Source organism: Pantoea sp. BR_17 (assembly GCF_041955125.1).
GTDB lineage: Bacteria > Pseudomonadota > Gammaproteobacteria > Enterobacterales > Enterobacteriaceae > Pantoea > Pantoea stewartii.
Window position 1 is genome coordinate 15,848 of the sequence record NZ_JAVAXT010000011.1, and the last position, 25,557, is coordinate 41,404.

The 25,557-nt window shown below is 53.4% G+C and carries 20 protein-coding genes; 7 read left to right on the forward strand and 13 right to left on the reverse strand.

Features of this window, described 5'->3' with window-relative positions:
- Nucleotides 1–91: 91 nt before the first annotated feature.
- From RAC60_RS16470 to RAC60_RS16480, 3 genes are all read right to left on the reverse strand, one after another.
- On the reverse strand, nt 92–361 hold the full coding sequence (locus RAC60_RS16470) for a hypothetical protein (protein ID WP_033739952.1): 270 nt from the start codon (nt 359–361) through the stop codon (nt 92–94).
- Nucleotides 362–495: 134 nt separating this feature from the next.
- Complete coding sequence (ycgZ, locus tag RAC60_RS16475) at nt 496–735, reverse strand: regulatory protein YcgZ (RefSeq protein WP_033739954.1); 240 nt, start codon at nt 733–735, stop codon at nt 496–498.
- A gap of 277 nt (nt 736–1,012) precedes the next feature.
- The gene (locus RAC60_RS16480) at nt 1,013–1,318 is read right to left on the reverse strand and encodes a hypothetical protein (RefSeq protein WP_039341929.1); all 306 of its coding nucleotides are present in this window, start codon (nt 1,316–1,318) and stop codon (nt 1,013–1,015) included.
- A gap of 743 nt (nt 1,319–2,061) precedes the next feature.
- Between RAC60_RS16480 and RAC60_RS16485 the strand changes: the two genes are divergently transcribed.
- On the forward strand, nt 2,062–2,304 hold the full coding sequence (locus tag RAC60_RS16485; RefSeq protein WP_033739960.1) for a biofilm development regulator YmgB/AriR family protein: 243 nt from the start codon (nt 2,062–2,064) through the stop codon (nt 2,302–2,304).
- Nucleotides 2,305–2,919: 615 nt separating this feature from the next.
- Here RAC60_RS16485 and RAC60_RS16490 read toward each other — a convergent pair.
- From RAC60_RS16490 to RAC60_RS16500, 3 genes are all read right to left on the reverse strand, one after another.
- Entirely contained in the window at nt 2,920–5,019 is a 2,100-nt protein-coding gene (locus RAC60_RS16490; protein WP_375094076.1) for an EAL domain-containing protein, read from the reverse strand.
- Between the two features lie 331 nt (nt 5,020–5,350).
- Nucleotides 5,351–5,590, reverse strand: a complete 240-nt coding sequence (locus RAC60_RS16495) for a hypothetical protein (RefSeq protein ID WP_033739962.1) — start codon at nt 5,588–5,590, stop codon at nt 5,351–5,353.
- Nucleotides 5,591–5,983: 393 nt separating this feature from the next.
- Entirely contained in the window at nt 5,984–7,453 is a 1,470-nt protein-coding gene (locus RAC60_RS16500; RefSeq protein ID WP_039341927.1) for a methyl-accepting chemotaxis protein, read from the reverse strand.
- A gap of 342 nt (nt 7,454–7,795) precedes the next feature.
- On the opposite strand from RAC60_RS16500, the gene RAC60_RS16505 reads away from it, so the two are divergent.
- Nucleotides 7,796–9,577, forward strand: coding sequence for an EAL domain-containing protein (locus RAC60_RS16505; RefSeq protein WP_375094048.1), 1,782 nt, complete (start codon nt 7,796–7,798; stop codon nt 9,575–9,577).
- Nucleotides 9,578–9,604: 27 nt separating this feature from the next.
- Here the strand turns inward: RAC60_RS16505 and RAC60_RS16510 are convergent, their stop codons facing one another.
- Nucleotides 9,605–11,182 carry a diguanylate cyclase gene (locus tag RAC60_RS16510; protein ID WP_033740108.1) on the reverse strand — a complete coding sequence of 526 codons (1,578 nt, stop codon included), beginning with the start codon at nt 11,180–11,182 and terminating at the stop codon, nt 9,605–9,607.
- A gap of 522 nt (nt 11,183–11,704) precedes the next feature.
- On the opposite strand from RAC60_RS16510, the gene ddlA reads away from it, so the two are divergent.
- A complete protein-coding gene (ddlA, locus tag RAC60_RS16515; RefSeq protein ID WP_033739964.1) occupies nt 11,705–12,802 on the forward strand; it encodes a D-alanine--D-alanine ligase in 1,098 nt (365 codons plus the stop codon).
- Between the two features lie 19 nt (nt 12,803–12,821).
- On the opposite strand, the gene RAC60_RS16520 is transcribed toward ddlA, so the two are convergent.
- The 4 genes from RAC60_RS16520 to RAC60_RS16535 form a co-directional block, all read right to left on the reverse strand.
- On the reverse strand, nt 12,822–14,246 hold the full coding sequence (locus tag RAC60_RS16520) for a diguanylate cyclase (RefSeq protein WP_375094049.1): 1,425 nt from the start codon (nt 14,244–14,246) through the stop codon (nt 12,822–12,824).
- A 263-nt stretch (nt 14,247–14,509) separates the two neighbouring features.
- Entirely contained in the window at nt 14,510–15,985 is a 1,476-nt protein-coding gene (locus RAC60_RS16525) for a SulP family inorganic anion transporter (protein ID WP_006118229.1), read from the reverse strand.
- Nucleotides 15,982–16,614, reverse strand: coding sequence for a carbonic anhydrase (locus tag RAC60_RS16530; RefSeq protein WP_033739968.1), 633 nt, complete (start codon nt 16,612–16,614; stop codon nt 15,982–15,984). Before RAC60_RS16530 ends, RAC60_RS16525 begins: the two co-directional genes overlap by 4 nt.
- Nucleotides 16,615–17,185: 571 nt before the next feature.
- Complete coding sequence (locus RAC60_RS16535; RefSeq protein WP_006118227.1) at nt 17,186–17,995, reverse strand: 5'-nucleotidase, lipoprotein e(P4) family; 810 nt, start codon at nt 17,993–17,995, stop codon at nt 17,186–17,188.
- A 109-nt stretch (nt 17,996–18,104) separates the two neighbouring features.
- Between RAC60_RS16535 and RAC60_RS16540 the strand changes: the two genes are divergently transcribed.
- Both RAC60_RS16540 and RAC60_RS16545 read left to right on the forward strand, forming a co-directional pair.
- Nucleotides 18,105–18,812, forward strand: a complete 708-nt coding sequence (locus tag RAC60_RS16540) for a polyphenol oxidase family protein (protein WP_375094050.1) — start codon at nt 18,105–18,107, stop codon at nt 18,810–18,812.
- Nucleotides 18,813–18,982: 170 nt separating this feature from the next.
- Nucleotides 18,983–21,004, forward strand: coding sequence for an FAD-dependent oxidoreductase (locus RAC60_RS16545; protein WP_375094051.1), 2,022 nt, complete (start codon nt 18,983–18,985; stop codon nt 21,002–21,004).
- Here RAC60_RS16545 and rlmG read toward each other — a convergent pair whose 3' ends face one another.
- Nucleotides 21,005–22,123: a 23S rRNA (guanine(1835)-N(2))-methyltransferase RlmG gene (gene rlmG, locus RAC60_RS16550; RefSeq protein ID WP_033739973.1), complete on the reverse strand. Its 1,119-nt coding sequence runs from the start codon at nt 22,121–22,123 to the stop codon at nt 21,005–21,007.
- A gap of 82 nt (nt 22,124–22,205) precedes the next feature.
- Here rlmG and RAC60_RS16555 point away from each other — a divergent pair, with 82 nt between their 5' ends.
- Nucleotides 22,206–22,709 (forward strand): M48 family metallopeptidase, encoded by a 504-nt coding sequence (locus RAC60_RS16555; RefSeq protein WP_006118297.1) that lies wholly within the window; start codon nt 22,206–22,208, stop codon nt 22,707–22,709.
- On the opposite strand, the gene RAC60_RS16560 is transcribed toward RAC60_RS16555, so the two are convergent.
- Nucleotides 22,706–24,394: a chloride channel protein gene (locus RAC60_RS16560; RefSeq protein ID WP_185200445.1), complete on the reverse strand. Its 1,689-nt coding sequence runs from the start codon at nt 24,392–24,394 to the stop codon at nt 22,706–22,708. The two genes, RAC60_RS16555 and RAC60_RS16560, sit on opposite strands and share 4 nt — an antisense overlap.
- A gap of 134 nt (nt 24,395–24,528) precedes the next feature.
- Between RAC60_RS16560 and RAC60_RS16565 the strand changes: the two genes are divergently transcribed.
- Entirely contained in the window at nt 24,529–25,509 is a 981-nt protein-coding gene (locus RAC60_RS16565; protein ID WP_375094052.1) for a Gfo/Idh/MocA family protein, read from the forward strand.
- The last annotated feature ends 48 nt before the right edge of the window (nt 25,510–25,557 follow it).

Genomic DNA, 25,557 nt, shown 5'->3' on the forward strand with positions numbered 1-25,557 from the left:
CATACTGACTGTTCAGTGCTGCAATCCTGCGTGCATACCAGCAACCGCTGCGTTTTTACCCTGCATGCGTCGCCCTGAAGGCCGCGCAGACTTAGTGCTTACGACTGTTGTCCGGAATGCTCTGACCAAATGCCAGTACGGTGGCATCAATCGGGTCACGTGCGGAGGCAAACTCGTTGCGAACTTCCGTGAGCGCCATTTCAATAGCCTCGTGCCGCTCGTCGTGAGTTTCATCCCGGAGCATGATCTTAAGTCTGTTTGCCAGTGTCGCACCACTGATGGTGTCATTGCTGTCAAGCAACGCGGTAATCGCCTCGCCCATGACAATTTCAATAAGTTTCTCTTGTTTATCTTTTTGCATACCCGCATTCCTGATGACATTGTGCCCCTGTAACCGGGCAAACCAGCCTCAAATGCTCAGGCCTCTGGTGACCTGCTTATTTGACCAATCAGATTACTGCTGCGGGACGTGAATGCACGTGTGCGTCGCAGCGTTCAGCGGTCAAAAAGCATACTGATCAGTTTCTGATAATGTTGCTCTTCAAGCGGACTGGCCGACTGACTCAGTCGACGAATCAGCGCGCTACAAATGGCCTTACGGTTAAGGCTTTTGCCTGCATGAAGGATCTCCACGATGACCTGACCCAGCGTCGCTTTTTCGGAAGGGAGCGTGTCGTTGCCAAAGTAACGGGCAATATCGTGAACCGTATTGGACGTATTTTCGTTCTGACGCATCATGAATCTCCCAAATGAGAAATAGTATAAACGTTAGTCAACGCAATGTTCACTAAACTTATACAACATCTGGAAAATTGTACAGGAATTCTCTTAACTGGCTGGCAGGGTTATTGTGCATAAAGTGCTATATCATACTTAACAGTCACTTGCGTAAGTATCAGATCGCTGACCGTCTTACAGCGTTGCGATTACACCACAGGGCAGAGGCGAGGCGGTAAAGCAGAGGCAGAGAGGTCATTGATTACCTTTTCTTGACTAACTTGCCAACGTTTGGCTATGCACGGTCGTCATCCTCTTCCGGATTAAGACGAATAACATTTTCATCTGTTTTTCCTTCCTGACTGGCTGTCATTAACCAGCGCAGGCCGGAATCCCTCCTGACGGGTGAAGGTCTGAACTGCTTTAGCCAGCGTCGCGCCGAGAAAATGTCGGCTAATCTGTTATCACAGGTTTCTGACTCGGCCATCATATTGAGCTCCGCAATGAGTGTATCAATACTAATTTCTTTCTCATTAAGGGCAAGATTGACCACCGCTTCGCCAAGAATGACATGACTTTTCTCATCGTCGTGAAATAACACTTTACGCTCCTCAATCGGGCAATTAATCACTATTGTTTTTCACATTCTAGTAATAATTAAACAGATGACAAAAGCCTTTTTCTGCCGAAAGAATAGTAGCCTGAAGTGATAAAAATGATACTTTTGAAATGCCTGTTTTAACTTAATGAATTGCAATAAATTTATTAAATTCTTGGCCTGAATGCTGTCTGATAAAGACTATTCTGAATATATCTACAGTACGCCTGACAACACCTGCAGGCCTTGCCAGGCCTGGCCCGGCGTTATGCGTGTATTTTCAAAGGCACGTAAAGACAGATATCCGTCAACGTCGAGATATTATCGTTCAGCATTTTGTAAGAGCAGTATTAATATTTTTTGTTGTGGCGCTGATGGTTATACTTCCTGGCGACTGTTTACCCCCCATGAATAAAACCCTGCTAATGATGATGTTATTCTCTTCGGTAATGCTTCGCACTAAAACGTTATTATTAACGTGCGCCATGCCTGTGCCTGTTCATTTAGCGGCGTTTATGCTCTTATCACAGACTGAAATATTCACGCACAATGGGAAGCCAGTCGCCGCTGTCAGCCAGCGCTGAAGCGCCAGTGCCCGCCTTACATATCGCCGCTTTACCCTGCCAGATCTAAGCCAGACGGCTGGCAACCTTTCTTTCGCCAGTAATCGGTAATACTGCTGTACAGCGGCCCCCAGGATCGGTTAACTTGCGCACAAATACTCCTACTCAGCTTCAAGGAACACTATGCGCCAGGACGGTTTGCCGCCCTCAGGAAAAACCAGCAATCTGGCCCATTATTTCAGCCAGATTGATCACCCACATCAACTTGAAACACTTGGCAGGATCGCAGTCGAAATTCTTCGGGAAAATAAGCCTGTGAGTCGACGCATCATCTGTCTGAAGCTGATTGGTTGTCTTGAAACGGCAACGAATGAGGACGATGCGTCACATTATCGTGAACTTCTGACGCTGCTCTTCAGGCAATAAACGTTACACGCGCCTGCTTACCTGCCTCTCGACTCACCATTACCACGCTGACGTTAATGCCCTTCCTTCTCTTACTCTGTCCTCTGTCCTCTGTCGTTATGCACAGAAAACGGGCTGTCGTCAGCGCTGGCCTGCAGGCAGGTTTTACGGCCTTCCCTGACGCGTTGAACGTGCAACAGAGAGGCAAGGCGCTGTTTAAAGTGCAAAAAAATGCCCGAACCTCGTTAAAGGGCCGGGCCGGAGTTCTCAGGGAAATCCTAAATGACTTCCAAACAGCGTTATTACACTAGTTCACGCTTTGGATTGTCGCCACCCGGGATCAAACAAATTTTCTCTATACCTGAAATGCCTCTCTCTTTTTTTGCGGATAAATGCCCTCAGACCGCTTAAAACCTGCGTCGCGTCACGTTTTCACAAACGTGTCATCGGTTCGCTCAATCTTCCTGGCACAGGGCCGTTAATCTTAGTGTGAGTTGATTATCACAATGATTGTCCTGACAAACGTTGCTCACTTCGGCACCCTCGCGGTGCCGTTTTTTCTGCCTCATCGGTCAGGACAGCGTCATCTTCGTTAACGCTCAGGACCCTGAGCGTTAACGCCGGAAGAACAGCAAATCAGGGTTGGGGGCAATTGAGCGGCGTAACATAAAGCTTTTCGAAGCGAGGCGCGCTGACGGGTGCCCCCATCTGTTTGCCCTGTAAAATGTCACATGCCGCAGCACAAATGAATTCATGCTGTGCACGGTTCTCAATGCCTTCAGCCGCGACCGTGATGCCCATATTTTTGCCTAACGAAGCAATCGCGTTAAACAGCAGTCGGGCTTTGTTGCTCTGCTCAAGTTGGCCCGTCAGCGATTTATCTATCTTGAGACCGGCAACAAAGCGATGCTGCAACAGGCTGAGCGAGGCCAGGCTGCGACCAAAATGGTCGATGATAAATAACGCCCCCGTATTTTTAACCGCATCCAGAACCTGTAATTTTGTCTCATCGGCATCGGTAAGCAGCGGTTCATCGATTTCCAGTTCGATAAAGCCTGCATCTTCCCCGGCACAGTGACGGATAACATCGGCCAGGCCCGTTTCCAGCAACTGACGTGGGAACAGATTAATACTGACACGCAAGGCCGCGTGTTGACGCCGCCACTGCTTAATTTGACTGACAGCGGACTGAATGATCCACTCCCCAAGTTTGACTGACAGCGGACTTTTAATCAGCATATCAATAAACTCAGCGGGAAAAAGGATGCCACGCGCGGGATGCATCCAGCGCACCAGTGCTTCGCAGCCGATCAATGTCCCATCGGCCCCATTAAAACGCGGCTGGTAATGCAGAACGAACTGATGCTGACGTACCGCAGCTTCCAGTTCACGCTCAAAACGGCGTCGTCCCTGTTCCGCCTCACGAAATTCAGGCTGAAAGAGAACAGACTGGCCTTTCCCGCGCGCTTTGGCGCGGTACAGCGCTAAATCGGCGGCTGACATGACCGATGACGTGTCGGTGCCATGTAAGGGAAAACAGGCCACACCGGTGCTGGCTCCCACCGTCAGCACCGATCCCATGTAATCAAATGGCATCTGGATGGCCGCAGTGAGTATGTGCGCTATCCCCATGGCCTCATCGCAACCATTGGGTAGCAGGACAATAAACTCATCGCCGCCAAGTCGGGCTGCCGCAATCGCATGGGTACAAACCGCGCGAATCTGCTCAGCCACATGGCACAGCAAGGCATCGCCTGCGGCATGGCCTAGTGTATCGTTCACCTCTTTAAAACTGTCTAAATCCGTCATCAGCAAGGTATAAGGTACGCCGGATTCCGTCAGCTTACTGAGTTGGGTCATAAACGCACTGCGGCTGGCAAGACGCGTCAGCATATCCAGTGACGCCAGCTCACACAGTCGCGCCTCGCTTTCATAACGCAGCGTAACATCACGGATAATCATGCCGACATAGCGTTCCTCCCCTTCGCGCCAGCCCGAGAAAGAAACTTCTGCCGGAAACTCTTCACCGTTGCAGCGTTTCCCCCAAATCTGCAGAGTGCGAGGGACTGCGATCGCGTCATCGTCATGCTCAAGCCGATCAAGTTCGTTGCGGTAGTCGGTCTGGCAGCGTTCCGGGATCAGTCCGGCGACATATTTTCCCATCATTTCGCTGGCGTCATAGCCAAACATGTTGGTCGCGGCAGGGTTCCAGAAAGTAATCCCGCGATTCAGATCGGTACAAATAATGGCATCAGGCGAGGTGACCGATATGGCTTCAAGCCGCTGCTGACTGGCGTGGCGCAGTACCTCCATACGATGAACCTCCATGCGGTCCATCACCAGCGCAGCCAGATCGGTCAGGTTCTGACGATCCGTTGGGCTCATTGCAGGGCGGGGATGATTGTCGGTCAGACATAATGTCCCAATTCTGTGCCCGTCGGGCGTAATCAGCGGGACGCCAGCATAGAATCGAATATAGGGATAACCCAGCACCAGCGGGCTGTTACAGAAACGGGGATCGTTGAGTGCGTCAGGCACACAAAGAATCGAGTCACTCTCAAGCGTATGATGGCAGAACGCCACGCTCCGCGAGGTTTCAGTAATCTGCAGACCATAGCGAGACTTGAAAAACTGGCGTTTTTCATCAATCAGCGACACAAACGCCACCGGCACGCTAAACAGTCGCGCGGCCAGAATCGTCAGGCGATCGAACGCTTCATTCGGCGGCGTGTCCATCAGGTGATACTGGGCCAGCGCACGCAAGCGCGCTTCTTCAGCGCCGTTTTCGGTTGAGTGCTTCAGAGTATGTCCTCCTGAGGTCGTATACTGTGGCCGGGCATCTCACAGTAAAAAGAGGACGCCTGCAATCAGACAGAACCAGGTAAACGTTATCTGCCAACCTGAAACCGCAACAAAGGCCCGCCTGTACAGCAAAAATCCCAATCTCAGTCATCTGCTCTGATCACGGGATCGCCTTTAACTTCGACCCCGTTTTTACTGTTATCGTCCTCACAGAGATGAACTTCATAGTCTGAGGCTGCTTATCTGTGTAAAACGGTAAAAATCGCTATTTTTTGGACTGTGGCACCAGTTCATAATAGGGATGCTTGCCTGCTAACAGCAGCAGCAATTCATACTCGCCCTGACTCAGTAACGCGACTTTCGCCGTGGCTTCTTTTGTCTGCCAGGCGCGTAAGCTGAGATCAAAGCGTTCGGCTGCGCCCTCCTGTGACAGACCTGCCGCAATACGCAGCTCCCGGACGTTATTCTGGACGGGCACGGGCCGTCGGACGATTGAATTTCCCAAACCAGGCTCCCTGTTGTTGACTTAGGGTAACAGTGCCTTAGCGCAGCCCGTATCGGTTCTCTCACACGGTCATCAGCCACCGCCGCAGCACACATTTCATAAGAATACTTAATCTTAACAGGGGAAATGTCAATCGAGGGAAGGCCGTTCTGGCAGGAATTTTATGGGCCCGAATCTATGCTTTGATCAACTTATATCACTTTCCCTTAAGCGAAACGGCATGACTTTTAAAAAAACCAATAATTTGAGTTTATTTCGTAACGTAAGATGTAAGGAAATATAAATTTAAAACAGGGCGTTCAACAATAAATTCCCCCGCCATAAGGCGGGGGCATGAAAACCACAGTGGTTATTTTCAATTGAAAAACAGACCACCGGCTGGCTTATATATCTTTATTTACCAAACGCAATCCAGGCCGCATCATCTTTTGTCGCCACAGAGACCGAAGGACGAAGAGGTTGCGTGGCCTTATGGCTGGCTGAACGGACAACAGACGAGGTTGTCACGGGCAGTGTAAACCGTGTAATGACGCTGGTCAGTGTCTCAGTCTGGCTGCTCATGCTTTCCGCAGAGGCTGAGATAGTCTGCACCAGACTGCTGTTTTGCTGCGTAACCCGGTCAATTTCCGCTACGGCGAGTGTGACCTGAGAAATACCTTTACTCTGTTCTTCGGAAGCCAGAGCAATCTGACCAATCAGGTCGTTCACGCTGCCGACGTTACGTAACACCTCTTCCATCGTGCTGCCCGCCGTGTTGGCCGCATCACGTCCTTGACTGATACCGGCGACCGTATCCGCAATTAATCCTTCAATCTCTTTCGCCGCTTCGGCACTGCGTTGCGCCAGAGAGCGTACTTCGCTGGCCACTACAGCAAAACCGCGCCCCTGCTCTCCGGCGCGCGCCGCCTCGACGGCGGCATTGAGCGCCAGAATATTGGTCTGGAACGCAATACCATTAATGGTAGCCGTAAACTGACGTATTTTTTCTGCGCCCACAGACAGGCCTTCCATCGCGCCAACCACCGTTTTCACCAGTTGTTCGCCCTGCTGAGTGGTTTGCGCAGTGATGCCTGACAGCGCGCGCGCTTCACGGCTGTTTTCTGCGTTATAGCGCACGGTCGCGGTTAACTGCTCCATGCTGGCAGCCGTTTCTTCCAGCGCGGCTGCCTGAGTCGCCGTCCTGTTCGACAGATCGGCATTGCCTTTAGCGATATCGCTGGCCTCATCCCGTAACACGGATGCATTGTCGCGAATCGCCAGAACGGTCTTCAGCAAACTTTGTTGCATTTCTTTAAGTAACGGCACCATTTGCCCGACACAATTCCGACCAAGATCTTCGGGTTCCTGGGTCAGATCGCCGTCAGCAATGATGCGGAAGTGATTACGCAGTTTTGCTACGGGGCGAACAAGATGGACAACCAGATAGCGGTCACAAAAGAAAAGCAGCCCCGTGACCGCAGCCAACGTAATCAAAAAGAGTTCTACCAGTCTCTGATGCTCTACGCTCAGCGGCGCGTTATTGCTGGAAATCTGCTGCGTCAGAGCACGGAGTCTTTCCTGCGCAGCCGCAGGATAATCCTGTGGCGCGCTGGTCAGCGCGGCACGGTAGCGCTGCCACTCATCACCCGCAGGCACGTCTGCCGCCAGCGCAGCACGATTCGCTGTCGCATTCTCCTGCATCTGCAAACTGGCACGATTGAGGAAAATAAGCTGCTCTGTCAGGCTGTTACTGCGCGTAACTTCCCGATTAATGTCTTTGAGAATCACCGAACCATAGGCACCCGCAAGCGCAATGACGATCACGGCGATAATGAGTATCCATAAGACGACACGTCTTATCGTAAAATTTTTTAGAATATTCATAGTATTTCCCCGGTGTGGCTGTGTAAAAACGTCAATAAAAATATTCATGCCTAATAGTTGCGGGCAAAACAATAGCGCGCTACTCTTTATAAAAATAATTGTGGCAGTGTTAATGAAAAAATAAAACGTAAAAATTGATTAAATGTGTGCATCGTTCATAACTAAGAAATTTATTAAAGAAAATAAAAAGAGACATAAACCCAGAACACGCCTATTATTTAGTGAAAATAAAATTATTTCCTGTTTTTCCTTTCGCGCCCTTTGGCCAGCGTTGCGGTGCTTCTATCCGACACTTTTTCTTTTTAATTTCGCGCCGTTATCAGTACGGAGCGGAGGACACACATGCTTATGAGTCTCGACGGCGATCCTGAACGCCGCATCCGTGCCCTTGAGGCACTTCGTCATCCTGATGAAAGTCGGGATGACATACTGAGAAAATTTGTCAGACTGGCCAGTCAGGCACTGAACATTCCCGGCAGTTTTATTTCTATCATTGATGATGAGTTTCAGTATGTGCGTGCCTCACACAATTTTAAGCTGGAACGTTCGTCCCGGGAGGATTCACTTTGTCGCTATGCGGTAGATGGTGACACCGCCGTCGTCGTGCCTGATACCTATCTCGACAGCCGCTTTGCGGCCCATCCCCTGATCGTTGGGGCGCCCTTTATTCGGTTTTATGCGGGCGTCCCACTGAAAAACCGTGATGGCATAAACCTGGGTACGCTGTGCGTCACGGATGTTCAACCGCACCCCTTCAGCGCCTCACAAATTACGACGCTTCAGTTACTGTCATCATTAGTGATGTCGTTTCTGGAGGCCTGGCATTCTGCGGGCTTTGTCGACCCGGTGACCGGGCTGCCCAACCGCCAGCGCCTGATTCGTGACATGCATTATTTATCGGCAGCAGGCGATACAACCTTACGCCGCCTGGTCCTGATTGACTGTATTGATATGCCGCGCGCCTATGAACTGGCCCGGTCAATGGGCATGGGGCCCGTTGAAAGCCTGCTCAAGGATGTCGCTACCCTTTTGCCCCTTCGGCTGCGTCCTGCGGCCAGTGACATTATTTATACTGTTGCCACCGGGCGTTTTGCGGTGCTGACGCGTGCGGACAGCCGCATCAGTGCGCACTGGGTCGCCTGTCAGATGGAAGGCATCAGCGCCGACCTGGGTGAAGGCCTGTCAGTGGGGCTCAGCACCCACACCGGCGAGGTCGATTTCGTCTCCGGTATTTTCCCGCCCCATGAAACCCTGCGCCAGGCGGTCAGCGCCTTGCACGAGGCCATTGGGCGCGGTTTACCCTCTTTACGCTTTAGTGAAGCCACGGATATCAGACGTACGCAGGATTTCAAGTTAATCAACGATCTGGCGCGCGCGCTGCGCGAAGATGTGGGCCTTTATCTGGTTTATCAGCCTAAAATTTGCCTGCAAAGCGGTAAACCCATCGGGCTTGAAGCCCTGATTCGATGGCATCATCCTGAACGAGGCGAACTCTCACCGGCCACTTTCATCCCGCTTGCTGAGCAGACCGAAACCCTTACTGCCCTGACATCATGGGTGATTGACAACGTTATCGCCCGCCTGAAGCGCCTGCGCAACAGCTGTATCCAGTTGCCTGTTACGATTAATGTGAGTGAGCGCGATTTCTCGCTTGACGGTTTTGCGGATAGTCTGGAAGAGAAAATGCTTAAGGCAAAACTCCCCACCTCCCTGCTGGGAATCGAGTGTCTGGAAACGGAGCGCATTGTTGAGAGCCCCTCGTCCATGCGGGGGCTTGAGATGCTGAAACTGCGCGGCTTTGGCATTTCTCTTGATGATTTTGGTACCGGCTATAGCAATATCAGTTATCTGCGCCGGATGCCGCTGGATGTGATCAAGCTGGACCGTTCGCTAATTAGTGAGCTTTCATCCGATATGGCCTCACGCATTATTGCTCGTAATATTATTACCATGCTGAAAGAGCTGGATTATGTGGTACTGGCCGAAGGCGTGGAATGTGTCGATACCGTGGAAGCGTTAACGGAATATGGCTGCGATCAGGCCCAGGGTTTTTTCTATTCCCGTCCCCTGGCAGACAGCGAACTGGACCACTGGCTGCACTGGAAACTCCGCGAAATGTGTTAAGACGCCGTTGGGTTCACGCCCACGGCGTTACCTGGCAGGATAGCGAGAAATGTTCCCCTCATGGTTCACCATGACGCAGTTACGGCCTTCGTCTTTTGCCGCGTACAACGCTTCATCTGCTCGCCTGAGCAGTGAGGCGTCGTCGCCCAAACCGTTTAAGGTAGCGACGCCGAGGGAAACCGTCATGCTGTTGATAAACGGGAACACCGTATGACTGACGGCCTCACGGATGCGTTCTGCCATTGCGGCCGCGTCGCCCATAGAGGTGCCCGGCAGCAGCAGCACAAACTCTTCGCCGCCGAACCGGCTGATTACATCCAGCGTACGGCAGCGCTTTCTTAACAAACCCGCCAGGCTCACCAGGACTTTGTCGCCAGCATCGTGTCCATAGCGATCGTTGATGATTTTAAAGTGATCGATATCGATGGCAATCGCACTCTGCACAGGCTCCTCGCGGTGCTGAGCCGCCTGTGCATAGAAACCGCGACGGTTATTTAATCCGGTCAGCGGATCGGTCATGGCTTTATCGTTCAGGTCCGCAACATGCCCTGCGACCGCACGCCGATGATGCTGAACCGCTTCTCTTAATCTGTCAGCTTCGTTGTACCAGGTGTTAACGGATGACAGCGGATCCGGGCTGGCCTCACTTCCCCCGTCACGCACCATGCCTGCCAGTTTTTCCAGCGGATAAGAGATGCGGGACGCCAGAAAGGCCATGCAGGTTGCAGTCAGGACGATGATGATCAGAATAAACCAGAAGGCATTTCTGGCCGTATGCATCATCAGGCCATTTACCGTTTCTGAGGTACCGGACATAAAGATATTCCAGTCCGTTTTTTGCAGGCTGGCGTAACCGATAAGGTACTTTTTGCCCGCGTCCTGAATCATAAACTGGCCGCTCATCGTGGCCGCCAGGCGTTTCTGTAACGGCTGACTTAACGCCATGCGCGTCCCGACACGCGTCGGATCCTGACTGAAAATAATCGTGCCATCATCACTGACAATACTGACCGATGTGCCATCACCGTAATAATGCTGGCTCAGGATGTCACTCAACATACTCTGTTTTTTCAGGTAAATCGTTCCCCCAATAAAGCCGAGATAATGACCGTCATGCGCAAACAGGGGATGCGAGATAAAGACCACATAGTTGCCCGAGGGTGAGATAAAAGGCGAAGAAATAAACGGTTTTTGTAGCTTATTCGCCTGTTCCGTTTCAGCGGTGTCCACCTTAACACCCAGCAGAGACAGGCTTTCAGGCGAGATGGAGGCGATAATGGAATGGTTATCCAGCACGACTACCGAGTTGAAAAAACCTGACTGTTGTAACAGGCGCGTAGTTTCGCGATGTAACAGCTGAACGTTATTCAGGTCAGCGATCTGACCGGCGCTCCAGGCCAGTTCACGTTGGGCAATGGCAAGATAGTGATCGGTGGTGTCGGCCAGCTTACGGGCATAGGCAATATTGCTGTCCAGCAGCGACTCTTCAATATTACTTTTTTGAAAAAGAAACAGCGCGCCCAGCAGCAAGCCGGAAGTCACAATGACACTTCCTATCGATAACGCGGTGAGTAACGTTCGAAGATGGATTTTTCTGCGATACATAACGGGATGTGCTGAGAATAAATTATGCAGATAGTAAACGCTAATCAGCCAGACAAAGGGCAGAATAAACGTCACTTTTGTTCTCTACAGTACTGAATGAGTGGCAGTATTCATCCGCAGGCAGCAAGCGACACTTTTTACCTGTGTGCAGATTCTCACCGTGTTGAGGCGTCATCTGAGCTGGCATCAATCATAGTGGCCCCGCACACAATACCGTTATAAGAGTAGTTAATTATTTTTCCTTAAACAAAATCAGCCAGTTATTCGATGACAGATTTTTTTGAATATACGTCATTTCGTTAACCCCGTGTTGAGGAGTACGCTGAAGGAAATTCAGGCGCTACTCCTTGCGAGGTAATGAAGCGTCGCAAGCATTCTGAATCGCGTGTCTCCTCTTTTCTCTCCGACCTTGCCCGGCGAGCTGATCACGACGCACAACAGAAGGCGCTCCCGTTCATCCGGCTGTTTTTTATGACAATGCGCATGCTATGGTAGTGATTTGCGTTTATGTGGATACCTTTGATGAAAAAACAGCGGGTTGGCATCGTCTTTGGCGGGAAATCTTCAGAACATGAAGTGTCGTTGCAGTCAGCAAAAAATATCGTTGATGCCATTGATAAGACCCGGTTTGAGGTCGTGCTATTGGGTATCGACAAACAAGGGCAATGGCACCTCAATGACGCCTCCAGCTTCCTGCTGAATGCAGAAAATCCGTCACTGATTGCCCTCAATCGCACGGCAAAACAGATTGCCCTGATTCCCGGCGAACCTGAGCAGCCACTCATTGCCCGTGACGATGCGCATTCCCTGTCACAGCTGGATGTCATTTTTCCGGTGGTTCACGGTACGCAAGGCGAAGATGGCGCGTTGCAGGGGTTACTGCGCATGGCGTCGCTGCCCTTTGTCGGGTCGGATGTGCTGGGGTCGGCGGTCAGCATGGACAAGGATTTCACCAAGCGTCTGTTACGCGATGCCGGCTTGCAGGTTGCCCCCTGGCTGAGCGTCACGTCTTCACAGCTGAACCAACTGGACACCGAAGCCGTCATCGCCCGCTTCGGCCTGCCGCTGTTTGTTAAGCCTGCCAATCAGGGCTCCTCGGTGGGCGTAAGTAAAGTGACCCATGCCGCAGCGCTCCTGCCCGCGCTGGAAATGGCATTTACGTTCGATCGTAAGGCCCTGATTGAAAAAGCCATTAAAGGCCGGGAGATCGAATGTGCGGTGCTGGGTAACGAAGAGCCACAGGCCAGCCCGTGTGGCGAAGTGGTGGTGAAAGAAGGCTTCTATTCCTACGACACAAAGTACATCAGCGAAACCGGCGCACAAACGGTGATTCCTGCCGCCATCCCACCGGACGTCGATGCGGCGATTCGCCAGGTAGCGATTAAGGCATTTACCACACTGGAATGCTTTGGCATGGCGCGTGTCGACGTGTTTTATACCGAGGAAGGCGAAATCGTGATCAACGAAGTGAATACACTACCCGGTTTCACCAATATCAGCATGTATCCCAAACTGTGGCAGGCGGCGGGCCTGAGCTATCAGGACCTGATTACCCGACTGATTGAACTGGCTATCGCACGCCATCAACAGAGCGCCCTGCTGAAAACCAGTATTCATTAATGTGCGTCCAGCGACCTGCTCAGGCAACGTCGCTGGTCATTTCATTATGGGCTTTGCCCGGCGATGTCTGATTGCGGCCATTTCGCTTGGAAATATAGAGATTTTTGTCGGCTGCGGAGATCAGGTTGTTAATCGTCTCAGCCCAGGCCGTACCCGGTTGGGCTTCGCCGTTTGCCAGGCCCAGGCTCACCGTGATCGTGACGGCATTGCCCTGCAGCACAAATTTCTCGCGGACAATGCTCTGCCGAATCCCCTCCGCCAGCGAATAGATTTTCTCCGGAGACAGATCGAACTGCACCACCACAAATTCTTCTCCGCCAAAACGGCAAATGTGCCCTTTGCTGCCAACCAGCGGCGAAATGCGGCGGGCAATCTCTTCCAGCACGCTGTCGCCCGCATCATGGCCGAAATTGTCGTTGACTGATTTAAAGTAATCCACATCCAGCAGGATCACGCCGACCTGACGTTGCGCATAGCTGGGCTCGTTACGCAGTCTTTCATACAGGCCGGAGCGCGATAATAACTGGGTAAGAAAATCGTAATCGGCGCGCAGAGCCAGCCGCTCATTGAGCTGACGGATAGCATCCACGCTGACCGCCACAATCAGAGGACTGATGGCAAGCGTAGCCACGCCCAGTCGCGCTGACGTCAGATGACTGATGGGCAGCAGGCTTGAATCGCCCTGGATATGCATGACGCCATGGGAAACCAAAATGATCTGGCTGATGCCGGTTATCAGTGTCACCAGGCTGGTGAGCGGGATGGGCAAGACAATGGCGCACCAGATTAACGCCGGCACCGGCAGCGTCAGGCTGCCTGCGCCGCCCATTAAGGCCCCCGTCGTTAAGGACAGCCCCACGGCGATAAGCGGCAGAATCGTCCCCACCTTTACCCGTAGCCCTGAGAACATCACGCGCCAGTTTGGGGTCAACAGAAACGGCAACAGCATTAAGCCGGTCGAAAACTGTTCGCTGAACCAGTTCATCCAGGCATCGGCGAACGCGGCATTGACACTGCCTACCTGTGCCAGTGCGCCCCAGGTGGCGCAACCGAACGCCGCCAGCAGGCAGGCGGGGAAGATCCGTAAGGCATTTGAGATGCGTTCACTGCTGGAATCATGCTGATACTGTTTTCCCATCACTAGTACGCATATCAGGATAAACAGAATATTGGCGACATTGAGCGTAAATGCCGGTAACGTCCAGCCCGAAAAGACCGTATCGTTAAATACCATCGCACTAAAGCAAATAAGATAAAAACGGGTTCGGTGAAGGAAGGGATAACGCAGCATCATACCGGCAATAAACACGTTTACCGGCCAGAACAGGGATAAATCGTGGGGAATGCGCAGATGACCGCCAACGAAACAAAACATCAGCGTAATCATAAACAGCCAGAAGGCACTCTTTTTAGCATTATGCTCTTCAAACAGCTTAGCGCGCATACGTCCGGACCTTGTCACAAAGAGGCTCACTATCTCGCCGCCCACAAAGTATGTGGCGTTATCATCATCATTAAAGCCTGATTCGTGTCTGCGCCATTCAGAGAAAAACAACAGTAAACAGGCGAACGTCAGGGTATTGAAACAGGTTACCGGTAACGAATGGGCTGACAGACATCCCTGCCTATTATGTCTTACAAATAAAAAAATCGGATATCCGAGATATCCGATTTTTCTGCTGTAAATTCCAGAATACCGATGTCTGGTTATTTCACCGCCACCGGCCACTGACTCAGGCGTATGTTTCGTTTATCAGCATTTTCACCAAAATCTTTCAACACGGCTTTTACATCCGGATCGATGTATTCTGCATTATCGTTATCAACAATTACCACGCTATTTTCGGGAATTTTTTCCAGCAGGCCCTGAAGTTTAGGGTTGTGCAAAAACGTCAAATTTTGCTGAAAACGCAGCACATAGTGGTCGTCATAGCGCGTAAGCTGCAAGGCGTTGCGATGACTCTTGTAGATGCTGTAGATAATTTGAGTGGCAATACCTATGCCGATTCCCACCAGCATTCCCAACGTGATAATTCCGATAATCGTCGCCAGGAACGGGACGTACTGCTGTGCGCCCATACGAAACTGTTCGATAAACAGTCGCGGTGCAGCCAGCTTATAACCGGTATAGAGCAGGACCGCAGCCAGACTGGCAAGCGGAATGGCATTCAGCATCTCACTAAACCACATACCGCAAATCAGCAACATCACACCATGAAGCAAAATGGACAATTTGGTTTGTGCGCCTGCGTTGACGTTTGCTGAGCTGCGAACAATAACCGCCGTGATAGGCATTGCACCCAAGAAGCCCGCCGTTATGTTACCAATGCCCTGAGCAAACATTTCTCTGTTGGGCGATGGCGCAGGATTTTGCGGACGTAGCTTTTTCAGGGCTTCCTGGCTCAGGAGCGTTTCCAGACTGGCCACCAGCGCCAGCGTCACCGCGACAACCCACACCTGCGGATTTTGCCAGGCCATCCAGTCCGGCGTTTCAAGTTCGGCTATCATCGCCGAAACGCTGTCAAAAGCGGGCAGTGAAATACGCGGTAAGGCGTCGGTGAGTGACGGGAACAGTCGCGCCCCCAATACTGTCACCCCACAGCCAAACAGAACCGCAAAGAGCGGACCCGGGATCCAGGCTATCGCCTTGATGCGCTTGATGGGGCCGGTTGTCCACGCAAACAAAATGAACAAGCCCACCAACGACACCAACAGCGCCGAGAGCGAAAAGGTCATTTCACCGTTTACCAGCGACACCAGTTTTACGCTGCCGCCGGCTCCTAGCGCCACCGGTATTTGCTGCATGATCAGCAGCAGGCCAATCGCCGCCAGCATACCTTTAATCACGCTACCGGGCACGAGTGCAATAAAACGGCCAGCGCGCAGCAGACCAAACAGGCACTGTAAAAGCCCGGCGATGATCAGCGCAGTGAGAAACGCGGAAAAACTTCCCAGCGTGGCCATCGAGGCGACCACGATAGTGACCAGTCCTGCCGCAGGACCGCTGACGGCGAAGCGTGACGGACTGAGTGATGTCACGATTATCCCGCCAATCACACCGGTCAGTAAGCCGGCAAAAGGCGGTAAACCGCTGGCCTGAGCAATACCGAGGCAGAGCGGGAGTGCGACCAGAAACACAACCAGCCCTGCCGGCACATCGCGGCGTAACGTATCCAGATTCATGGTGAAGACTCCTCTGCAGATTGCTGAATCAACTCTTTAAGATGACCCGATTGCAGGTCGTAAACACAGCCAAACACATCCAGTTCCTGACCAGATTGCCAGGCCTGACGGACAGGGTCGGAAGCCACCAGCCTGGCAAACTGCACCCGCACGTTTGCCTCCACCAGACGGTTCAGTTTCTCACCCTCGGTTTCCTGCGCCGTCGGGTCGCCAAGATGGCTTGCCAGGCCGTCGCGCAAACAGGTAATACGACGCGCCAGTGCAGAATCCTCCGTCGCTAACGGACTGCCAGGCAGATTCAGAGCCGCCTGAACGCCGCCGCAACCATAGTGACCGCTTAATACAATGCGCTTCACGCCAAGAAAGAAGACGGCATATTGCAGAACACTCAGCAGATTGTCGTCTTCCGCCACGACCATATTGGCGATATTACGATGAACAAACAGCTCGCCAGGATGGGAACCCGTTAACACCTCCGCCGGTACCCGACTGTCTGAGCAGCCAATCCATAATGAATGCGGTTTTTGCTGATAGAGCGATTTTTCAAAATAGGCGGGGTTACGTTGGCGGCGCTGTAAGGCCCAACTGCGATTTTTCGCTAATAAGGGTTTAAGTGTCGTCACAATCATCTTCTCTTAACTACCGGGAATATCATTTCCAGGCGAACCACGGAGTGAACCCGCTCACCTTATTTGGCCGAGGGGCTAATGAAACCTGAACTCCATCACATTAAAAGGTTATAGCCGCTTATCATTTTCAATGCACCTGGAATATTACACGCGCCAAAACACTGCCTGCCTGTGTAAGACTTTATTCAACTAACGTCATCAAAACGTAAATAAGATTAAGAGGTCATACCACCAAATTTTGCAGCTATTTTAATTTTATTCATTTAAAATCAAACACATAAAATTCACGCCATGATTTATAAATTGACAAATAAATACAAAAATTTCATAGCGAACTAAGTAATTAAAATAACAGCGACGCCGCAGACCAGGATTAGTCTTAAATGCAGAATTTATGAATAGCACGATTAACCGCCTTTATTTAATGCAGGCAGTGAATCCGTCTTAATGAAGGGGTAAATTAAAGCGAGAGATAGTTAATTTAATTTGCGTGAAAATAGTGACGGATGTAAGTAAATATTTGAGCCAACGTGAAGGCGCCCGCCCAGTGCAGGCGCTTCATATTGACATTTTATTTACCGTTCCAGGCGTTGAGGCGCGCCTCACGAACGGAAAGCTGTTGTTGTGGTGTCAGCTTATTGTAATTTTCCGCCATGCCGCTTTCCCAGTCGCCATACAATGGATTGGGTAAAACAATAAATTGCGTACCGAAAAGCGCGTGATTATTGTCGACAAATGCCCGACGCTGCGCGTTACCCTGATGCCAGGTTGCGCCGCCAAAATCATTCAGGTTGTCACCGATATATAAAACGACATTGTAGCCCGCATTTTTAATGGCATCGAAACGCGCCTGCTTGTTTGAGGAGTCGGTTTTCAGGCTGACCGTTTTCTCACTGACTCCGCTGAAGCCAAGCTGCTGCAGGTTGGCCACCGTGGCGGCATAGTCTTTTTGATCGCGATTGGAAACGTAAAAAACGGTGCCGCCATGGCTGTTGACGTAGCGGGCGAATTCCACCGCGCCGGGAACCGCTTTTGCCTGCCGCGCCTGTGTCCAGGCTGACCAGGTTTTGTCGCTGAAAGGCTGGCCATTCTTCACCTGCCACGCGCTATAGGCACTGTTGTCCAGCATAGTTTCATCTAAATCGACAATGACCGCTTTAGGCTTGCCCGCCAGCGAAGCCGATTGATCAAAGGCCAGACGGGCGCTGTTGAATGCCTGCCAGCAGAGCGCCTGATATTCGCCGGACTGCTGGAACCAGTTCAGGGCCAGGACCGTTTGTTGCCCCAGTTGCTGCTGTGCCTGCTGTCGGGCAGGTTGCGCGCAACCTGCCAGTGCCAGCGCAACCACCGCCGACAGCGCGAAATTCACTGAATGTTTCATCGTTTTATCCTAAGGTGTGAAAGATTTAAGTGGGTAACGCTTCAAAAATGTAGCAGTTAACGTAAGCTGAGGGCAGCAACATTACACGCTGTTTCAACAGGAGATGAGGATGCCCGCTACACCGCGTTCGCCGTTGCTTGATGCACTTGACTGGGTCGATTATGCGTTTCAGCCCGCAGGCGAACCGCCTCCTGATGATGCCGCCTATGCCCATCAGCGTCACAGCGCCGTCGTGTTAACCGACACTCACACTATTCCACCCAAAAGCGGTGATGCAGATGGCGTGATCGCCACCGGCCACCGCCCCGTCGCGGTTTACACGGCCGACTGTTTACCGGTGCTGTTTGCCGACAGCCAGCAGAAACAGGTTGCCGCTGTTCATGCTGGTCTGCAGGGGGCCCTGGCTGGCGTGCTGTATCGGGCGGTAGCGCATCTTTGCGAACGCGGTGCCACGCCAGCGAGCCTGACGGTGGCGATTGGCCCGGCGCTGGCTCCCTGCTGTTTTGAGCTGGATCGTCAACGTCTGGCAGAGATTGAACAGATGCCCGACATGCCATTGCCCCTGCGCTATTATGCGGTTCAGCCCCACAATCCCGGCGCTCAGCGCCCCCAGGCCGTTGCTACCCGTGGCGGTGTCTGGTTTGATCTACCGTATCTGGCGACGCAAATGCTGATAAAAGCAGGCATTCCGGCAGAAAACATTGACCCTGTCCACCAGTGCACCTATTGCACTACCGAGGCGGGCGCCAGCTACCGTTTCAACACGCATCACGGCAGTGGCTATCGTTCCCGCTATTCCTGGATTCGCCGCCGCTGAGGTTGCGTGCACATCCGCTGGCCTTCCCCTGCATTTCCCCGGCCTGGCCGTTTTATGTGGCGGCTAAGGCCGCTTTTATGATGTTTCTCACAGCCTGATGCCATTTCACTTTTTTTTAACAGAAAAATGGTTAAAGCTAACTCATCCGACCACTTTATCTGTGAGTGATTATGACTGTGCTGCCCTCATCCTACCCGGCGTTGTTTACGCCCCTTGATCTGGGGTTTACTCAGCTCAGAAACCGCTTTTTGATGGGATCTATGCACACCGGTCTGGAAGAGCGTGAAGATGGCGCGGCCAGGCTGGCGGCATTCTATGGCGAACGGGCACGGGAAGGCGTGGCGCTGATCGTGACGGGCGGCGTGTCGCCCAATCCTCAGGGCGTGACCGCCGCACACGGTGCGGTGCTGAACCAGGATTCACAGTGTGACTGGCACCGGCAAATCACCGCCGCCGTGCATCAGCACGGGGGAAAAATCGCGCTGCAGATTTTGCATACTGGCCGTTACAGTTTTCAGCGCGATCTGGTTGCGCCCTCTGCAATACAGGCCCCCATTAACCGTTTTACGCCGCGGGAACTGAGCGACGCCGAGGTTGAGCAGACCATTGCCGACTTCGCGCACTGTGCCCGTCTGGCGCAAAAAGCGGGCTACGACGGCGTAGAAATCATGGGCTCCGAAGGGTACCTGATTAATCAGTTTCTGGTACCGCACACCAACCAGCGTCAGGACCGCTGGGGCGGCGATTTTACCGGGCGCATGCAGTTTGCTTTAGCGGTCACCCGCGCGGTCCGTCAGGCCACCGGCGACCGTTTTATCATTATCTTCCGCTTGTCGATGCTGGACCTAATTGAGCAAGGCAGTACGCTGGACGAAACGCTACGACTGGCAACAGCGCTGGAACGCTGCGGCGTGACGCTGTTTAACACCGGCATTGGCTGGCACGAAGCTCGCATTCCGACCATTGCGACCTGCGTGCCCCGCGCCGCCTTCGCGTGGGTCACGCGCCGCTTGCGCCAACACGTTGCCGTGCCCGTGGTGGCAACGAATCGAATCAACCAACCACAGGTGGCAGAACAGCTTTTGCAGGATGGCTGTGCGGACATGGTTTCCATGGCCCGACCGTTCCTGGCCGATGCCGCGTTTGTCAGCAAGGCGCAACGGGGGGATGACGACAGTATCAACACCTGTATCGCCTGTAATCAGGCCTGTCTGGATCAGATCTTTGCCGGTCACGTCACCGCCTGTCTGGTCAACCCGCGCGCCTGCCACGAATCCCTCATGCCGGTGACACCGGCGCACATGCCCAAACGGCTGGCGGTTGTAGGGGCCGGTCCGGCAGGTATGGCGTTTGCCTTACAGGCGGCTGAACGCGGCCACCAGGTCACCCTTTATGAGGCGGCCGATGAGATCGGCGGACAGTTCAATATCGCCCGACAGATCCCAGGGAAAGAGGAATTCCGCGAAACCCTGCGCTATTTTCGCCATCGTTTGCCGGCGGCGGGCGTGGTAATCAAAACAGGCTGTCGGGTCACCGCTCCCCTGCTGGCAGACGCCGATGAAGTCATCCTGGCGACCGGCATTAAACCGCGTACGCCAGATATCCCCGGCATTGATCACCCCAAAGTCCTGAGCTATCTGGCCGTGCTGGCGGATAAGCGTCCGGTTGGTGCACGCGTGGCGATTATTGGCGCGGGCGGGATCGGGTTTGATACGGCTGAATATCTGTCTGAACCGCCCGCAAACGAAACCACCGGGGATTTTTATCGCGAATGGGGCATCGATCAGAGCCTGACGCAGCGCGGCGGCGTGATTGCGCCCGCGCCACAGCCTTCACCGCGTCAAATCTGGCTGCTTCAGCGCAAGCCCGGCAAGCCCGGTGCCACGCTGGCGAAAACGACCGGCTGGATCCATCGCAGCAGTCTCCAGTCACGGGGAGTTGAAATGTGGGGCGGGATTGAGTATCTGGCGATTGATGATGAAGGGCTGCATATCCGGCGCGACGGCGAGCGCCTGCTCCTGCCGGTCGACAACGTGATTATTTGTGCCGGTCAGGAGCCGCAACGCGAGCTGGAAGCGGCGATGCGGGCAAACGGTAAACCCGTGCAGGTGATTGGCGGGGCCGACGTCGCGCAGGAGCTGGATGCCCGTCGGGCGATAGCCCAGGCCACCGCGCTGGCGTTAACGCTGTAGTTAACGCATTTTCACTGCACGCAGCACCACAAATTTTTTGTTGGAGGCAACCAGGGTGCAGTTGCCAAAGAGCTTCTTCAGCTTGTGGTGATAATCCAGGTGACGGTTGCCGACAATGCGCAGCTCCCCGCCGTATTGCAGGCAGCGCTTTGCGTCACGGAACATCTGCCAGGCCAGGTGATCGGTCACCGCGTGCTGCTGGTGGAACGGCGGATTACACAAGACCGCATGCAGCGTATCGGAAGGATAACCGCTCAGGACATTATTGACCCGGAACTGACAGCGTGACAGATCGTCCGGGCGGTTGATCTCTACGTTTAACCGGCTGGACGCCACCGCCATGTATGACTCATCAAGAAAATGCACCTCCGCCTCGGGATTTTGTGCCAGCGCCATCAAGCCAATCACGCCGTTGCCACAGCCCAGATCGACAATCTCGCCTTCAATATTTTCCGGCAGGTGCTGCATGAACAAGCGCGCGCCAATATCCAGTGAAGAGCGGGAAAAGACGTTGGCGTGGTTATGGATCTGATAAGGCGTACCGTCCAGCGACCAGACCTGGGTAGGCGATTTTTCGCGCAGCGCGGGCTGGGTGAACTGGCTGTAAATCACGCGCGCTTTTTTGACGGCCAGTGAGGTTTTGGTCTCACCAATGATTTGCTCAAACAATTGCAGAGTGGAGGTATGAATCTCTTTCGCACGCCCCGCCGCCATTATCACGGTCTCTGGCGTGATAACCTGACGCACTGCGCGCAGTTGCTGCTCCAGCAACGCCAGGGTTTTAGGAATTTTGATCAAGACCAGTGCCGGTGCGGCCGGCAACGGTGCCAGGCTGTCAAGGAACTGGACATCGCTGTCGTCCAGCGCATTCAGGCGCAGGTTCTGACGCGTGGCCTGCTGACTCAGCCAGGAGTCACTGATATGCCACAGCGGACGAGTATTCAGTGCGCAGGTTAACGCCCCAAAGCTGTCGTTAAAGATTAACGCTGGACCAGGCGGCAGGCTTTGCTGCAGGAGATATTCATCAGCGGCATCCCAGGCTTGTAACGGACTTTCGTCACGCATCTGCGGGAAACGGTGCAGGATCAGTGTGCGATCGTTCAGTTCAAGTTGGCTCATGAATTCTCCGGCGTGGTACACTTTGGTTGATTTTCGCCCCAAAAAGGGGGCGCAGTATACTGTCTTTCGCCGGGAATCTCTAATGTCCTCACTGATCTATCTTCAGGGTTATCCTGAGTCCATCCTTGAACAGGTGCAAACGCTCATCGATCGCCAGCGTCTGGGCCCGGTGCTGCAACAGCGCTATCCCGACAGACACGATGTGATGAGTGATAAGGCGCTGTATGACTTTACGCTGGCACTGAAAAACCGCTTCATGCGCAACGCGCCGCCCATCAATAAGGTGATTTGGGATAACAAAATCAAGGTGATGAAGCACGCGCTGGGCCTGCACACGGCCATTTCCCGTGTGCAGGGCGGCAACCTGAAGGCCAAAGCGGAGATTCGTATTTCCACGTTTTTCCGCCAGGCGCCTGAGCCTTTTTTACGCATGATCGTGGTACATGAGCTGGCGCACCTGAAAGAGAAAAATCACGACAAGGCGTTTTATCAGCTGTGCTGCCATATGGAACCGGACTATCACCAGCTCGAATTCGACGCCCGCCTGTGGATGACAGAACAGGCTTTGCAGGGCAATGCGGCTTAGAGAAACTCCTGCGCTTTCTGAATCAGGCTGGTTTTGGTCAGCGCGCCTAAAAAACGGCGCTCCTGGGGATTATTCAGGACAGGCAGACGTTCCAGCGTGACGGCTGCAAAAGCTTCCCATCCTTCCCGCAGGCTTTGGTTTTGATAGGCCACCGGGAAATCCTCATCCATCACGCACTGCACCGGCGAGTCCAGATTAATCTCCTGCGCCAGCACCCGGCGGGATATTTCGTGAATGGAAACCACGCCCAGAAACGCGCCCTGCGCATTGATGACGTACACATAGCGCTCACGCTTAAGCGAACTCACCGCCAGTGCTTCCCCAACCGAGGCCTCAGGTTGCAGGGCCGCCCCCGGAATGATCAGTTCGCTGATGCGCATATTATCGAAGTCATATTTGGCTTCAGAACGGTTGAAATGGTGCGTCACGACGGGATAAGTACTGGCCATTTGCAGGCGGTAGACCACCATTGTCGCCAGAACGGCCGCTATCATCACCGGAAACAGCAGGCTGCTGTTGAGCGTCATTTCCAGCACCATTAACATGGCCATTAACGGCGCCTGACTGACGGCCGCCAGGACGGCCGCCATGCCAACAGCGGCGAACAGCAGGACATTATTCAGGGGAAGATGCAGGGCAACCCCACACAACGCGATGACCATACCCAGCAGCGCCCCGATCAGCAAGGACGGTGTAAACAACCCGCCCACCGCATTGGAGCCTACCGAGAGGCTGGTCGCGAGCGTTTTTAAGACCAGCAGCAGCAGTAAACCTGATAACACATAATGCCCTGCCATCACCTTTACAATGACTTCATAGCCGTTCCCCAGGATATCGGTCGAGACCAGCGCCAGCAGGCCCACGGCAAAGCCACCCGCCCCAAGACGTAGCGGTAAGGACCGGACCCGACTGAACAGCGTTTTAGCACGGGCGATCAGGCGAATCAGGAGCAAACCGGCCAGCCCGGACAGTAAGCCAATCAGGACGGTAATCAGCAGGCTGCTGACATCCATCGTGAAACTCACCTCGGCCAGCGGATAAAGCGCATTACGAAAGCCCAGCGCCCACATGGTCATGACCGCAACAGCGGAGGAGACCACCAGCGGAATCAGGCGTTGCAGGGCGGAGATACCAAACGCGATCTCTGCCACGAAAATGGCCGATGCCAGCGGCGCATGGTAGACCGAGGAAAGCCCGGCTGCGGCGGCCATGGCGACGACGTCGCTGTTTTTTAACTGCACGCCAGGCGGCAACAGGCGGCCGATCATGCTGCCACAGAGCGCGGCCAGTTGAACCATTGGGCCTTCTTTACCGATTGACGCGCCGCTGCCAATACTGGCAACCGAAGACAGCGCCCGGAAAAGGGAGGTTTTCGTCGGCACGGCGTCAAGGCGGGCATTAATGACTTCGAGATAGTCGGTCTTGACGGTTTGCTGCCGCTCTATCGCGACCGCGTAGCGCAGGAAGAAACCGGCCAGCAGACCGCCCACGCCGACCAGAACGGGCCAGAACAGCATGGGCCAGAGATGGATGGATTCGGTGATGTCGTTGCTGCGGCCAAACAGCAGATAATTGATGAACTCAATCGTTTCACGGAACAGCAAAGTAACTAACGAGGCGGCACAGCCCACCGGCACGGCAATCAGTAATGTGGTCCAGTTTAATGCGTGTTTGCTTCCTTTCACCTGCGCTCCCCGTCTTGTGCTTAACGTGCGGTATTCGGACATAGTATTGGAATGGCGATCTCAGGATCAACGTCTGATGTTGCCTGCCGGATGCCGGATGCTACTCTGCACTTTTACCTGCGCAGGAGATCACTGTGATTCGCTTTGCCATTGTGGGAACGAACTGGATAACGCGTCAGTTCATCGAGGCGGCACACGAAACCGGCAAGATGAGGCTGTGTGCCGTCTATTCACGTACCCGGGAGCAGGCGGCGGCATTCTGTCATGACTATCCCTGCGACCAGCGCTTTACGTCGCTGGCGGCCATGGCCGCCTGTCCTGACATCGATGCCGTCTATATCGCCAGTCCCAACGCCCTGCATTGTCAGCAGGCCATGCTGTTTATGTCGCAGGGCAAGCACGTCATTTGTGAGAAACCGCTGGCCTCGAATCTGCACGAGGTCGAAGCCATGATCGCCTGCGCCCGCCAGTATCAGGTGGTGCTGTTCGAAGCCTTCAAGACCGCCAGCTTACCTAACTTTATTCAACTCCAACAAGGACTGCCTGCGCTTGGCACAGTGCGCAAAGCGCTGCTGAACTATTGTCAGTACTCGTCCCGTTATCGGCGTTACCTGAACGGCGAACATCCCAACACCTTCGATCCTCGCTGGTCCAACGGATCCATCATGGATATCGGCTACTATTGCCTGGCGGTCGCCGTCACGCTGTGGGGCGAGCCCCGGCAGGTGCTTGCCTCGGCCACCCTGCTGGAAAGTGGCGTGGACGGCCACGGCACTGTGAATCTGAATTATGGTGAGTTTGATGTCACGATAGTGCACTCAAAAGTCAGCGACTCGGTACTGGCCAGTGAAATCCAGGGGGAAGCGGGATCGCTGGTGGTGACACGTATTTCTGAGTGTCCATCTGTGACCTTTATTCCGCGTGTCGGGGAGAAACAGGATTGGAGCCAGCCTCAACACATCAATACCCTGCTGTATGAAGCAGAAACCTTTGTACGACTGGTAGAACAGCGCCATGTCAGCCATCCGGCGCTGGACATTTCCCGTAGCGTTGCAAAATTACTGACCGAGATCCGACGTCAGACCGGCGTGGTCTTTCCGGCCGACAGTGCCTGAGTGTAAATATTTCAAAATATGACGGGCAGACGATTGATTCCTGACGGC